This window comes from Brevibacillus sp. FSL K6-2834 (assembly GCF_038592925.1).
In the GTDB taxonomy this organism is placed as follows: Bacteria; Bacillota; Bacilli; order Brevibacillales; family Brevibacillaceae; genus Brevibacillus; species Brevibacillus borstelensis.
This window is the reverse complement of record NZ_CP151945.1, coordinates 3,906,067-3,919,371: the sequence shown is the minus strand read 5'-3', so window position 1 is coordinate 3,919,371 and position 13,305 is coordinate 3,906,067. Positions and strand designations below refer to the sequence as shown.

At 49.9% G+C, this 13,305-nt stretch carries 17 protein-coding genes; 14 read left to right on the top strand and 3 right to left on the bottom strand.

All coding sequences use genetic code 11. From position 1 onward, the window contains the following. Positions 1-44 precede the first annotated feature (44 nt). Positions 45-476, top strand: a complete 432-nt coding sequence (locus NST96_RS19405) for a DUF2935 domain-containing protein (protein ID WP_003386697.1) — start codon at positions 45-47, stop codon at positions 474-476. A 12-nt stretch (positions 477-488) separates the two neighbouring features. Here the strand turns inward: NST96_RS19405 and NST96_RS19400 are convergent, their stop codons facing one another. Continuing rightward, the gene (locus NST96_RS19400; protein ID WP_122958779.1) at positions 489-743 is read right to left on the bottom strand and encodes a hypothetical protein; all 255 of its coding nucleotides are present in this window, start codon (positions 741-743) and stop codon (positions 489-491) included. A 181-nt stretch (positions 744-924) separates the two neighbouring features. Here NST96_RS19400 and NST96_RS19395 point away from each other — a divergent pair, with 181 nt between their 5' ends. Together NST96_RS19395 and NST96_RS19390 are read left to right on the top strand one after the other, a co-directional pair. Next, positions 925-1,266 carry a PspC domain-containing protein gene (locus NST96_RS19395; protein WP_003386695.1) on the top strand — a complete coding sequence of 114 codons (342 nt, stop codon included), beginning with the start codon at positions 925-927 and terminating at the stop codon, positions 1,264-1,266. Positions 1,267-1,337: 71 nt separating this feature from the next. After that, positions 1,338-1,508: a hypothetical protein gene (locus tag NST96_RS19390; protein ID WP_003386694.1), complete on the top strand. Its 171-nt coding sequence runs from the start codon at positions 1,338-1,340 to the stop codon at positions 1,506-1,508. 50 nt (positions 1,509-1,558) lie between these two features. Here the strand turns inward: NST96_RS19390 and map are convergent, their stop codons facing one another. Further along, entirely contained in the window at positions 1,559-2,305 is a 747-nt protein-coding gene (map, locus tag NST96_RS19385; protein ID WP_003386693.1) for a type I methionyl aminopeptidase, read from the bottom strand. Between the two features lie 122 nt (positions 2,306-2,427). Here map and nadE point away from each other — a divergent pair, with 122 nt between their 5' ends. The 3 genes from nadE (at position 2,428) to ltrA (ending at position 5,357) form a co-directional block, all read left to right on the top strand. Next, positions 2,428-3,180 carry an NAD(+) synthase gene (gene nadE, locus NST96_RS19380; protein ID WP_122958795.1) on the top strand — a complete coding sequence of 251 codons (753 nt, stop codon included), beginning with the start codon at positions 2,428-2,430 and terminating at the stop codon, positions 3,178-3,180. Between the two features lie 73 nt (positions 3,181-3,253). Next, on the top strand, positions 3,254-3,478 hold the full coding sequence (locus NST96_RS19375) for a hypothetical protein (protein ID WP_003386691.1): 225 nt from the start codon (positions 3,254-3,256) through the stop codon (positions 3,476-3,478). A 580-nt stretch (positions 3,479-4,058) separates the two neighbouring features. After that, positions 4,059-5,357: a group II intron reverse transcriptase/maturase gene (gene ltrA / locus NST96_RS19370; protein ID WP_024985477.1), complete on the top strand. Its 1,299-nt coding sequence runs from the start codon at positions 4,059-4,061 to the stop codon at positions 5,355-5,357. 181 nt (positions 5,358-5,538) lie between these two features. On the opposite strand, the gene NST96_RS19365 is transcribed toward ltrA, so the two are convergent. Beyond that, a complete protein-coding gene (locus tag NST96_RS19365; protein WP_003386690.1) occupies positions 5,539-6,027 on the bottom strand; it encodes a DUF2062 domain-containing protein in 489 nt (162 codons plus the stop codon). 211 nt (positions 6,028-6,238) lie between these two features. Here NST96_RS19365 and NST96_RS19360 point away from each other — a divergent pair, with 211 nt between their 5' ends. The 8 genes from NST96_RS19360 (at position 6,239) to NST96_RS19325 (ending at position 13,288) form a co-directional block, all read left to right on the top strand. Beyond that, positions 6,239-6,865 (top strand): DedA family protein, encoded by a 627-nt coding sequence (locus NST96_RS19360; RefSeq protein WP_003386689.1) that lies wholly within the window; start codon positions 6,239-6,241, stop codon positions 6,863-6,865. Beyond that, positions 6,862-7,392 carry a DUF1232 domain-containing protein gene (locus NST96_RS19355; RefSeq protein WP_003386688.1) on the top strand — a complete coding sequence of 177 codons (531 nt, stop codon included), beginning with the start codon at positions 6,862-6,864 and terminating at the stop codon, positions 7,390-7,392. The genes NST96_RS19360 and NST96_RS19355 overlap by 4 nt, the downstream gene beginning before the upstream one ends. Positions 7,393-7,409: 17 nt before the next feature. Continuing rightward, complete coding sequence (locus tag NST96_RS19350; protein WP_003386687.1) at positions 7,410-8,354, top strand: HD domain-containing protein; 945 nt, start codon at positions 7,410-7,412, stop codon at positions 8,352-8,354. A gap of 186 nt (positions 8,355-8,540) precedes the next feature. Further along, positions 8,541-9,871 (top strand): IS1182 family transposase gene (locus tag NST96_RS19345; RefSeq protein WP_122958896.1). Its coding sequence is split into 2 segments (ribosomal slippage): positions 8,541-9,081 and positions 9,081-9,871, totalling 1,332 coding nucleotides; the frame shifts between segments, so codons are not numbered across the junction. 224 nt (positions 9,872-10,095) lie between these two features. Continuing rightward, positions 10,096-10,419, top strand: coding sequence for a hypothetical protein (locus NST96_RS19340; RefSeq protein ID WP_340701458.1), 324 nt, complete (start codon positions 10,096-10,098; stop codon positions 10,417-10,419). Beyond that, positions 10,420-11,676, top strand: coding sequence for a hypothetical protein (locus NST96_RS19335; RefSeq protein WP_342404320.1), 1,257 nt, complete (start codon positions 10,420-10,422; stop codon positions 11,674-11,676). Between the two features lie 251 nt (positions 11,677-11,927). Next, complete coding sequence (locus NST96_RS19330) at positions 11,928-13,019, top strand: hypothetical protein (RefSeq protein WP_251238218.1); 1,092 nt, start codon at positions 11,928-11,930, stop codon at positions 13,017-13,019. Then, positions 13,016-13,288 (top strand): hypothetical protein, encoded by a 273-nt coding sequence (locus NST96_RS19325; RefSeq protein WP_003386684.1) that lies wholly within the window; start codon positions 13,016-13,018, stop codon positions 13,286-13,288. The genes NST96_RS19330 and NST96_RS19325 overlap by 4 nt, the downstream gene beginning before the upstream one ends. The last annotated feature ends 17 nt before the right edge of the window (positions 13,289-13,305 follow it).

Sequence of the window (13,305 nt, the reverse complement as noted above, 5' to 3'; positions counted from 1 at the left end):
GTGGTGGACCCAAACGGGCACAGATATACAGAGGAGGAGTCTTTGTGCAATTTTATTACGATGACAAGATGCCGCTCAGGATTCTGGACGAGGGAGACTTTTGGAAGCAGCAAGAGAACGAGCATACTGTCGTGCTTCGGGAGCTTGCGCCCAATCTGGAAACGCCGTTCGTAGAGGCACTGATGGCGTGGGAGCAGGCTTTTGCTCAAACGCAAGGCATGTTCGTACGATACATCGAAGTTGTCGTGAGGTCGGGCAATCAGGTGAGCGCTGAAACGCTGCACCAAATCAGGGAGCTGGTCACATTTGCGATGCAGCAGAGTGAGCAGTTTATCCAGCTCCTTAACCAAATAGGGGAAACAAGTGCACCGTATCGCAACAATCCCGTAGCCATAACTGTGCTCAACCACATTCGCCGGGAATCGGAATACTTTATCGGCATTACGCAGGCCCTGCTTGCCAATCAGGTGATCTGACGACGAGTCGTTTTATTCGAACCCCGGGTAATGGGATACGGCGTCTTTTCGAAGGCTGCGGTCGTATTCTCCGGCTGTTCCGGAATTTGCCGGTGTTCCGTACGGTGTGGCGTTTGGTTCCATGCCAGGGGGGAGAAGGACGTTTTGCTGGTAATACATGCTTCGGTCGCTATCCAAAACAGCGTTTGTCCGCATCTGTCCGGGCGACTCATTTGCAGGCGTGCATCCTGCCAACATTGCAGCCAGAAACATGATCAGAAATGGCATCGAATTCACCTCAGTTGTAGAGTGGTCGTAGCTTTGCCATTTCATACGCCAAACGGGGTCCGACCGCGTCCTCCGTCCCGGGACGGAGGACAAATCCCCCCAGGGCCAGTTTTGATCGGCGTTCCTTTCGGGTATCTTGGAGATACAAACGGAAACGGATACAAAGAGAGGAAGGAATGTCATGATGGAAAGACGTCTATATCGATCTCGTTACGACAAGCGACTGTTTGGTGTCTGCGGGGGAGCGGCCCGTTTTCTCGGGGTAGATGCTACATTGGTGAGGATCGGTGTGGTGATCCTGACCTTGTTTACAGGTGTGCCGCTTCTGATTTATTTTCTCCTGGCCTTGCTGATGCCAAAGGAGCCGGTTTGGTCTTACAGCCATGATGGCTGCGATCCTTTTGACCCGATGTTCGGACGCGGCTACGATCTGGACAGTGAGATCGAACGGCTGGAAAAACGCGCACTGGTCCAAGAGGTGCATCGCCTGCGCGCGGAATTGGCCAAGTGGAGAGGGATTTAGACGACAACTTTTTTGCCTTTCTGCATACGATGTAAGGTAGAGTGCAGCACTTACATAGGGAGGGAAAGGCAGTGTATCTCGGCGTGTTCGACATGAATCAGCGTCTGGAGCAGACCCGCAAGGTACTGCGGGAGAAACAGCACTTGAAGAAGCTGATTGAAGAAGATATTCGCGAGCTGGAGAAAGACGTAAAGAAGCTGGAAGAGTTGACCAGCACTACTGCAAACAGCGTCCGCGCATAACGCAAAAAGTGGCTCCGCCTGATCAAAGGGGGCCACTTTTTTTATGCCTGTTATTGCTTTGTTAAAATCAACGGACCGTCAGCTGTGATTGCAATCGTATGCTCATACTGTGCCGACAGCTTGCCGTCGCGTGTACGCGCCGTCCAACCGTCCTCGTCGATTTTCACATGATACGTCCCCACGTTCAGCATCGGCTCGATCGTAATTACCATGCCTTCTTTCAAGCGCGGCCCGCGGCCTGCCGGACCGTAGTGGGGAACATACGGCTCTTCGTGCATTTTTTGCCCAATGCCGTGGCCGGTAAAGTCGCGAACGACCGAGTACCCTTGCTCCTGGGCGTAGGTCTGAATCGCATGGGAAATGTCGCCGATCCGATTGCCCACGACTGCCTGCTCAATCCCCAGGTACAGGGATTTTTCCGTGACCTCCAGAAGCCGTCTCGCTTCTTCCGAAATATTGCCGACAGCGTAGGACCAGGCGGAGTCGGCGAGCCAGCCATTGCGGTTGACGACCATGTCGATCGTGACAATATCTCCATCCTTGAGGGGCTCTTTTTTAGGGAAGCCGTGGCAGATAACATCGTTGACGGAAGCGCATGTCGCATATGGATAGCCGGAATATCCCTTTTGTTCGGGAGTTACGTTATGTTTTTTCAGAAATCCCTCGACGAATTGATCGATTTCCCAAGTCGTGATGCCCGGGCGGATCAATTTGGCCAACTCCCGATGGCAGGCAGCCAGAATCTCGCCTGCTGCTCTCATCTGGTCGATTTCTTCTTGGTTTTTGAGAATGATCATCGGTTCGCTCCTTCATAAAGTAAGTCTTTCTCTCTATAGTGTAGACCTGTTTGCCGTCGATTGCCACAGTCAATTCCGCATGGTAGGATGAGGAGGAAATGTTGGAGACGGGGGGACTTGACTTGGACAAGTTTGAAGCACATTTGGCGAATTACCAGGCTCATGTGAAAGAAGATATCGAGAAAAGACTGGCCTTCATCCGTGAGCAGGTGGACGGACCTGGCCTGGGCGGTGCAGTCGTCGGAATTTCCGGGGGCATCGACAGCGCGGTGACAGCAGCGCTTTGCGTCCGTGCACTTGGGCGGGACCGGGTCATCGGCGTATGGATGCCTGCCTATTCACTTCCTGTCCACGAAGAGGATTCCCGCAAATTGGCAGAGGCAATCCAGCTCGATCTGTTTACGGTGGATATCGGTCCGGCGTATGATGCCATCCTGCCTGCGATTGAAGGTGTGCTGAAGCTGGACGATAAAACCCGGGGCAATACCAAAGCGCGTTTGCGCATGACGACGCTTTATGCGATCGCCAATCAAAAGGGGTACCTGGTAGCAGACACCTGCAATCGCAGCGAGGTTCATGTCGGATACATGACCAAAGGCGGCGACGGATTGGCTGACTTTAACCCGGTTGCCAGCCTGACCAAGCACGAGATGCGGATTCTCGCCCGTGAACTGGGGGTTCCCGAATCCATCATCGTCAAGCCGCCTTCTGCAGACCTGTGGGAAGGACAGACGGACGAACAGGAAATGGGCTTTACCTACGAGGAATTGGATCGGCTGCTGATCACAGGAGAAACAAATCCGGAGGCCAAGAAGCGCATCGATTACTTGCACCGAATTTCGGAGCACAAACGCCGTCTGATGCCGGAGATCTAAACATTGATTCTTTGTCCGGTTTGTACGATAATGAAAGGTACGCGCAAATCTTTCTAGTAAAGAGGTGGAACAGATGTCGACAACTGAACTGATGCTGAAAACGTCACTGGAAGGACGCGTTCTTCGGACCTTGCAAACGCACTTCCGCCGTCCGAACATCGTCCTTGTCCGAGAAAGCCTGGGTGCTAACGGACTGTCCCCTGAACAGGTAGAGGAAACTCTTCGCTTGCTTCAAGAAGGCAACCTGACCGTTGCTGAAATCATGAGCCAATTGCGGGAAAAGGGCTTTTTTGGATAATCTATGCCGCATGAAAAAAGACCGGTCTGACGATAGAGTCAGTACCGGTCTTTTTTCATGTGAAGCGTGCCCAGCAAGCCGTTAATTGCTAGTTGGTGAAAGTCCAACCGAGGCAGGAGCCAAGTCACCTCGTAGCTGACAGGCAACTGGTGGAGAAATCCTAAGGTTGAAGCCCTGTGACAAAGTAACTCGAAAGAGTGCGAGCAAATCAGCAGGCCGTAACATAAAGTGAATCCTGCAGCCTCGTTAAGAAAGACCACCGAGAGGTGGACAAAGGGAAGCCGAGCTTGTTTCATATGGGCGAAGGCCAAGGACGGTGTGGAGAACTTGGAATACAGCACCTATGAATCCCTCGGGGTATGGGGAGCGGTATGTTGAGAAAGTAGTTAACGGAACTGGGGAGACCCTACTCTGCACGCCCCGTCAGGAGCGTAAAACGGAAACCTATAACCGTAAGGGAAGTGGTGGATGGCAGAGAGGGAGTCGGAGGGGTTCATAGTACCGATGAACATAAGGACAACACAACCTTATGGAGGGAAGGAGCCCTGCTTTGTTCACGGGTCGAAGGAGGTAAGAGTGAGTGAATGCAAGTAAACTTGCTAACTACACCGATGTAAAAGCTCGACAACTTTGGACAACCCTATATCTTTGTGCCAAGGCAAACTCAAAACGGCGATTTCATGCCTTGTATGACAAAATCTACCGCCCGGATATTCTAGCGACAGCTTGGAGGAGAGTAAAAGCAAATAAAGGGAGCGGAGGAATCGACGGACAATCCATCGCACAGATTGTGGAGGAGTATGGGGAGAGCCGTTTTCTTAACGAGATCTATCTAGATTTAAAAGAAAAGCGGTATCGTCCACATCCGGTTCGTCGAACTTACATCCCTAAACCGGATGGCAAGAAACGTCCACTCGGCATCCCGACGATCAAGGATCGGGTGGTCCAAATGGCTACTAAGCTAGTCATTGAACCGATCTTTGAAGCTGATTTTCGGGACTGTTCTTATGGCTTTCGGCCAGGAAGAAATGCTCACCAGGCAATTGCACAGATACGCAAAGCAAGCAAGAGGTGTTATTGGGTCGTAGATGTTGACATTAAAGGGTATTTCGACAACATCAACCATGAGAAGTTGATGAAACTGGTCGAAATGAGAATCAGCGACAGACGTGTTCTGAAACTTATCCGACAATGGCTGCAGGCTGGGGTCATGGAAAATGATCAATTCCATGAAACAGAACTGGGAACTCCGCAAGGAGGGGTAATCTCGCCTCTTCTTTCAAACATCTATCTAAACTACATGGACACCATTTGGGAAAATCAATTCTCCCATCTTGGCACACTTATCCGCTATGCGGATGACTTCGTTATCATGTGCAGAACCAAACAAGAAGCATTGGAAAGCATTCAAGTGCTGATGGCTATTCTAAACAAGCTGGAGCTTAGTCTCAGTAAAGAGAAATCTAGACTCGTTAATATTTGGGACAATTCCACTGGGTTTGACTTTCTTGGGCTGCACCATCGCAAATTCCCCGTGTTCAACAAAGGGGGGAGCAAGGTATTTGCTATGTCTCATGTACCAGCTAAGAAAGCAATGAAGGAAATGAGACGTAAAATTAAGGAATACACTGCACCAAGGAACAAACTGTTTCTGTCTCTAGAAGAGCTAGTGAAAGGGCTAAATCGCAAGCTAAGGGGGTTCAAGAACTACTACTTCATCTCGCCCATCGCCAAACGATGGGCAAGACGGATAGACTGGTATGTGATTGAACGCCTTACAATCTTCTGCAACAAGAAAAGAAGCAAGCGGAATAAACATGCCGGAAAGCTGAAGGTCATACAAAACACGCAGGGTAGTTTATTGAAATTAGCCGGATAAAGTAAGCCGAATGCCAAAGAAAGAAGAACATCGGAAAGCCGTATGAGGGAAAACCTCACGTACGGTTTGATGAGGGGGAGCTGAAATGAGCAAGGCGACCATACGGTCGCCCGAAAGTTTCAGTTCTCTACTCTACAAACGTCCAGACGCATGTTCGGTTCTGCAGCTTGCGGGCTTTGTTTTACGGAGTGGATGGCCCCCGCGCAGGAACACGCCGCGCACGCTTGCGACGGTACCATTGCAAAGCGGAGTACACCAGGAAGTAGCTTCCGATGGCGACGATCAGCCCCATGACGGCACTTCCGGTAAAATAAGCCAATCCTTTTTCCTTCATCCAGACCAGCCAGCCCGCGACCGATTCATTGTTGTGTTCCAGATGCTCCTGAAGAGGCCTGCCCACGATCGAGTAACCCAATTGATAGTTCAAAACCATGAAGATAGGCAAGACCAGCTTGCCGATGACGAAGCCGATCAGTCCGGCAGGCAGGCTGCAACGGAACAGTTTGACCAGCGGAAAGAGCAGGAGAAATGCCAGACCAAAGGTCGGCAACGTAATGAACTCGACGAAAATACCAACGGAGAATCCGCGAGCCACAAAGGAAGGGGCTCCCTTCATCCGGATGAGCTTGTAGTACTCGTACTTCATTTTTCGGAAGATTTTTTTCCACATGCCGGCTTGTCCCTCGTTTACCAGTTCAACTCATTCAACTCATTATAGCGAAAAGGGAACAAGAAAGCCACGGCTGACGTGCAGTTTTTCGTCATTTTTCTACAGCAATTTCCAAAATCAGGGAATATGGCTGGGCGAATGTTTGTGCCTGAGCTTTGTTTTTGGCATAATGAGGGAGTAGTTTATCCGGTGTTGAAATGTGGTGTCTTGCATGGAGGAAATCGTAACATCGTTTGGCGGATATATCACACACTATGGTTATGGAGCCTTGTTCGGCTTGTTTTTTCTAGGAATTCTCGGAATGCCCCTTCCGGAGGAAACACTGCTCGTCTTCTCGGGGTTTTTGGTGTCCACAGGGCAGTTAAAGCTCGTTCCCACCTTTATCGCTTGTTTCTTGGGGTCGATCTCCGCGATGACGTCAGCGTACTGGATCGGCAGAACCTTGGGCTTTTCCTTTATCGAGCGGTACGGGAAAAAGTTGGGACTGGGCTACTCCCTGTATAAAAAAACGGAAGGATGGTTTAACAAGGTAGGAAAATGGGCGTTGCCGCTCGGTTATTTTATTCCTGGTGTCAGACAGTTTACCGCGTATTTCGCCGGGATTACCCGTCTGCCGTTTCCGACCTTCATGCTGTACACCTATTCAGGTGGGCTGTTTTGGAGTGTTTTATTCGTCACACTCGGGTGGCAGTTGGGCGAACGCTGGGACGAGCTGTTCAATCTCATTGCCAGAAACCTGGCGATCTTCTTCGTAGCCGTATTTGCCCTGATCGCCGCATGGTCTTTTTGGCGCATGCGCAGGGCACAGTCAAAACCGAAAAGGGGGAATCACACTTGAGCGAAGAGCAACAAGACAACCGCGGTACGGGTGAGAACCTGCCGGCAGTTCAAAAGTCGAGAGAATTGGTTCCCATCGAGCTGCCTGAACAGCACCAGCGCTTTTACGACAAGCTGAGAGCCAAAATCGAGGCGTTCATTCGGGAGCAGAGCGGCAACGAAGCGGTGGCGAAATACATTTTGCTTGCTCCGGACCTGTTTGTTTTGCTGGCGCGGCTGCTGGTCGACAAGCGCGTCGGTCTGCAGGCCAAGGCTTTGGCCGGAGCTGCCGTCGCTTACTTCATTTCACCGATCGATTTTATCCCGGAGGCGATTACAGGCGCTTTCGGACTGCTGGACGATGTCGTGTTCGCCGTTTATGCGCTGAGAAAAATACTCGTGGATGTCGACGAGAGCATCGTGAAGGAGCACTGGAACGGAGAAGAAGACTTGCTCCGCGTCATCACCAAGGTCGTCCGTTCTGCAGATGATCTGCTGGGCAAAAAGCTGGTGAAAAAGATCGAACAGACACTGTTTCGAAAAAAATAAAACGAGAGGTCCTATCTATGAAATATTTGCTTGATTATCAAGAGGGAGAACGGGTTGTCGCGTTTTGTCTGGTGAAAAGCAAGGAAGCGGGGGTCGCCAGCAACCAGAGCGAGTACCTCAATCTGGAGCTGGGAGACCGTTCGGGCACGATCAGTGCCAAGCTGTGGGATGTCACACCCGAGCTCAAAGAAGAGATTCAGGTTAAGTCCGTCATCAAAATTGATGCCGCTGTGCAAAGCTACCGGGGGAAAAAGCAGCTGGTCATCCAGCGGGTCCGGCTGGCGACAGCATCGGATGAGGTGCAGATGGAATCTCTGGTGCCCGTCTCACCCTTCCCTGCAGACGAGCTTTGGGACAAGCTGATGAAAGCGGTCGACAGTCTGAAAAGCGATACGCTGAAGACCATCGTCACGGAAGCCTTGAGCGACCCGGAAACGGCAGAAAGACTGCGTGCTTTCCCGGCTGGCGTGAGAATGCACCATCAGTACTATCACGGGCTTCTGGAGCATATCGTCTCGCTGCTCTCCGCAGCGGAGAGGCTGCTCCCGCTCTATCCGCAGGCGGATCGGGATGTGCTGGTGGCGACCTGCATTCTCCACGATATCGGCAAGCTGTACGAGCTGTCCGATCCGATCGCTCCCGAATATACAACGCCCGGACAATTGATCGGCCATTTGGTGATGGGAGTGGAGATCGTCAGCGGCATCTGCCGCAAACACGATATTCCGCTGGGGAACGCGGAGGTGCTTCACCTGAAGCATTGCATTCTCAGTCACCACGGCGACGTGGAAAACGGCTGGGGAAGCGCCGTCTCGGGAAAAACGCCAACGGCCATCCTGTTCCACCACCTCGATATGATCGACAGCAAGATGAACGCGCTGGGTCAAACGTTGAGTGACATGGAAGACGAGGAGTGGGCCTATTCCGCGGTCGTAAAGAGGAAAATCTGGCGAGGGTATTGATGCATGACAGCCTAAAAAAGAACCGTCTGCTTACGGCAGGCGGTTTCAGGCTGTCGAGAAAGTCGACAGCCATTTTTATTTCCCTGTATTTTATGACGACACCGCGTTAATGTGTTATAATATTCTTGTAATTACATTTACTGGCGGGTGATTATTGTGCTTTCCTCTAATGAAAAAAAGCAACAAATGCAATATGAATTTGTATGCCTTGATGAGTTGGTCCCGGAGGACCATTTGCTACGAGTTATTCAAAAGCATGTAGACTTCTCTTTCATCCGAGAAAAAGTACGCCAATACTATTGTGAAGATAACGGTAGACCAGCCATTGATCCGGTGGTTTTATTTAAAATGATTTTCATTGGATACCTTTACGGTATCCGGTCAGAAAGACAACTCGAAAAGGAAATTCAGACGAATATTGCTTACCGCTGGTTTCTTGGCCTTTCACTAACAGATCGAGTTCCAGACCACACTACCATCAGTTGGAATCGTCGAACTCGTTTTAAAAACACAAATGTTTTCCAAGAGATTTTTGATGAAATCGTTCGCCTTGCTATCCAACATCGCATGGTTGGCGGACGTGTTTTGATAAGTGATTCCACTCATCTGAAAGCAAATGCGAACAAACGTAAATTTAAGAAGCATGTTATTGAAAAATCTAGTCGAGCCTACCTTAGTGATTTAGAAGCAGCCATTAATGAAGACCGTGAAGCACACGGAAAAAAGGATTGAAGCCTAGAGAGGATGTGAAGGAAGAAAAGGAAATCAAGGTGAGTACTACTGATCCGGACAGTGGTTACATGGTTCGTGACGGAAAGCCTGAAGGCTTTTTCTATCTCGATCATCGGACAGTCGATCATAAGTACAATATCATAACTGATGTACACGTGACTGCGGGTAACGTTCATGATTCTGTTCCTTATGTAGATCGGCTACAACACCAAATTGAGAAGTTTGGGTTTACAGATACCATTGAAGCCGTTGCATTGGATGCTGGCTATTTAACTACTCCAATCTGCAAGGCTCTGCACGATCTAAATATCTTTGCCGTCATTGGCCATCGAGCTTTTTCACCTGTTAAAGGCCTTATCGCCAAATGGCGGTTTAAATATGATCCCGAAAAGAATGTCTATATTTGCCCCCAAAAACATGAGCTTGCTTATTCGACAACTGACCGTAACGGATACAGAATGTATAAGTCAAATAAAGAAATATGTAAGGCATGTCCGATGCTCACTATGTGTACACGGTCAAAAAATCACCAAAAGGTGATAACCAGGCATGTATGGGAAGAGAGTAAAGAATGGGTTCGACAGAACCGCTTAAGTAAGTCAGGAAAATACCTATACAGGTTGAGATACCAAACGATAGAGCGAAGTTTTGCAGATGCCAAAGAACTGCATGGACTTCGCTATTGTAGGTTGCGCGGACGTGAAAATGTCCAAGAGCAAGCGTTGCTGACAGCAACCGTTCAAAATATAAAAAAGATAGCACTCCACCTTGCAAAGGCATGTTAGGTGTGGTGCTATCTAAGACTTCCAGTACTTCGTGCTCAATTTTATTGTTATGAAAGAAGAAACTCCAACATATTGTGGGGTTTCTCGACAGCCTGGAACCGTCTGCTTACGGCAGGCGGTTTTTTGCGGAAAGGCTCCTATTTTCATAGATCGAAAGCAGTGTGACTATTTCCTTATCTGGAACGTAATACCAAATAGACGTGATCAATAAGGAGGAGCTTTCATTGAAAAACGGAAGTAAAACATTGGTGGCGCTGATTGCGTGCTCGCTGCTCGCTACGCCGGCATGGGCTGCGGAAAAACAAGAGCGGCCGTTGATGACGACACTGCTCAACAAGCTGGAAGATCTGCCATTTCAAGCCCAACTGACAATCACCGGCGTGCGTGATGATATTCCGCTGCTCAAAAATATGAGGGTAGGGACGATCTCCCATCAAGATGATACATACACCGTCACCTTGTCCAATGCGGGCAAGACGGAACGGAGCGACGAGAAGGCAACTGCTACCATCAAGGTCAAAGAGGATGGAGAATTGATCTCCTTATAGGTGAAGGAGCCGGATGCCGCAAGCGGAAAATTGCCCGATTTGTACGGAGATAAAAAGCTGGTAAACGATTTTGTAAACTACCGTCTCTCTCCCGATTTTACGGCAAGCTCGTTTGCGGTGTTGGGCATCGAGGACGGTCAGCACGAAAACAAAGCCATCTGGTCAGTCTATCCTACGATCAACGGCGTTCCGTTACAGAAGAAAGCAGCGGAAGTGGTCGTGAACGGAGACAGGGATATTGTGTTTGTCAAACGGGAAAACGTAAAGCTTCCGAATCAGTCCTCGGTCGATGATCCGCGAAAAGCGGTTCCGGTCCAAAAAGCGAAGGACGCTATCGCAGAAAATCTGAAGCTGAAGTTGGTTTACGATGAAGAAAACGGGAGCTGGCTGTACCTGCCGCGCACGGTAGAGGCGGTCAACGCTTTGACAGGAGAGCCGGTGTCTCCCATGCGCATAGTAAAGGAGGAGCAGGTCGAGATAAACGGTCAGGCTGACCTGTCTGCTTGGCAGGATAGCTTCAAGCTGGAGCGTGTTTTGAAAGCCGAGCTTCAGCTCCCCTCCGTGCCCGTTGATATTGGAGAGGAAACAAAGACAGCCGCCGAGAAAAATGGCAGATGGGATGCCCCTGTAACAAGGGCCGGCATTCACGCAGTTTTTGATAAAGAAAAGAAAGGCTGGACGATCAGTGTCGACGACGAAGCACGGAAAGAGCGCGAGGAGCCGTTATCGGATCGGGAAGCAAGCAAAATGGCTGTCAACTTTGTTCAAAACGCATTGATTTCCGGAAAAAAATCCTTTCTCGTAAAAGAAATGAGTCTTTCTGCAGAACGGCCAAAATGGGCTGAAAAGTCGAAGGACTACCGGGAGTACACATACGCTTTCCACGAGGTGTTTGCCAATGGCGCAATAGGCTTGCAGCCGCTGTATACGATTGTGGTCGATGCGGATAGAGGCGGGATTCGCTCAGTAGAACACAAGATGACCAAACGTCCGGAAACAGAAGAAAAACTGGCGAGCGTCAAAGGAAAAGCGGCAACAGACGCAATTTTGCGCGACCTGGAGGTATCCCTGTACTATATTTATCCGGAATACGGAGGGCAGACCCCTTCGCTTCCGCAATTAGTCTACCTGCCGGTTAATATGGAAACTCTGGCGCTCAACGCCCAAACCGGAGAGCCGGTAAAACGCGTGCCCAAAGAGAAGCAGACATACCTGGAGAAAGAGAAAGGGAAAAAGAAAAAGTCAGAAGAAGAGTAGAAAGCAGCGAAAAATTGGCGGGAGAGCGGTACGATTTCGCGCTGTTTACAGTGAGGGGGAGGATAATCCCCCTCCCTTTCTTTTTGTAGGCACAAATCTGCCCGTAAAAGGCCAGCAAGATATTTTCTAATCAGTCAGATTGGACAATCGGGGCAATCCGTAGTAGGATTTTTTTTATTCGTGTCGAATACCTTTGTGATTCCCATTTGTTTGGCGGTTGTTTTGCCAAGCGAACTAGAAGGAGAAAGTATATGAAACGGCCAACCTATACCCTGTCGAGTATCGTTAAAAAGGTGTTTCGGTCAGGCGAACGCTCGCTTCCTCGCGAAGAAATCTGTGCGCGTTTGAACGAGACCGGACTGATTTCCCTTCTGGACATGGATGCAGAAGCGCTGCTGGCCAAAGTACTGCAGATGGAACAGTCGCCTGTGCGCATCGGGCGGACAGAAGCGATCGTGGAGGTAACGTACCAGCCCCATCAACTGTTTGATCTGGCGTATCGTTTTTTGCGCGATACCCAATCGCCGAAAACGCTGGAACAGATCGTAGCTGAGCTGCGTCGACAAACGCAGTTTGGATGGAATCAGATCATGCGGATGCTGCAACTGGAGCGCGATCTTCGCTTCGTCCAATATCAGGGGGATGTTCGCTGGTTTTTGGCCGATTGGACATTGGCCAACGATCAGGTGTACCAATTTTGCCGCAAAAATGGCATTGCGCAAATATCTGTTAGGTCGCTTACGCATTTTCTGGAGCTGGAAGCAGAAGTGCCGCAGGGCTCCGTTTTTTTGTCCGCTCTGGACGATCGGTTTCGCACAGATGAGGAGACGCTTCACATCATTGTCCGCGAAGACATCACCGATTCTGAGGAAGATGATGCCGATGCCGAACCATACGGCGAGCAAGTGGAATGGGAACTGGAGAAAGCAAGCGCCGAAGCAGCTCCCACAACCGCGCAAATCGAGCAACAGTCTGTAAACCAAGCACCTTCAGAACAATCCGAAGTGCGGGAAGAAATTGCTGCATCACCTGCCAAAGCACCCGATGAGCAGCAAGAAGCGCCGCCTACACGACAACATGAACAACATGAACAACTACAATTTGAGGAGGAATTGCCAATGAACGCTGTTCAAACTCAATCTGCTTATCAGGAGGCCAAGGAAATGCTTCGCCTGGCCCTGGACCGTCTGCAGGTCCGCAATCAGGAAATGGCTCAGGAGGTTGTTGCCCATTTCCAAAAAAGCAATATGCAAGCTATAGAAGTTCTGATGAAAGAGAAACATAAAAATGAGCAACTCGCACTTGGCATTGAGCAAGTGCTGAAAGCCAACGATCAGCAATGAGTGATCTGGAGGCCAAGATCCGGTTGGAGGTTAGGTTTGCCTTGCTGCGCGACATTATCGCGAGTTATCGGATTCGCCTACAGGAGATGGAACGGAAAGTTGTGGAGCTGTTCGCCGCCAATCAGTTGGCGGCCATATCCGAATGCATGGAGGAACAGCAACGCATAGTCAGACTGATTCGCAAGCTGGAGCAATTTATCAAGGAGTGGGAATCAGTCCAAGACGCCGGCATCTCGCACGAACCAAAACGAGAACATACGAAGACCTGAAATATGCGGTAGTTATA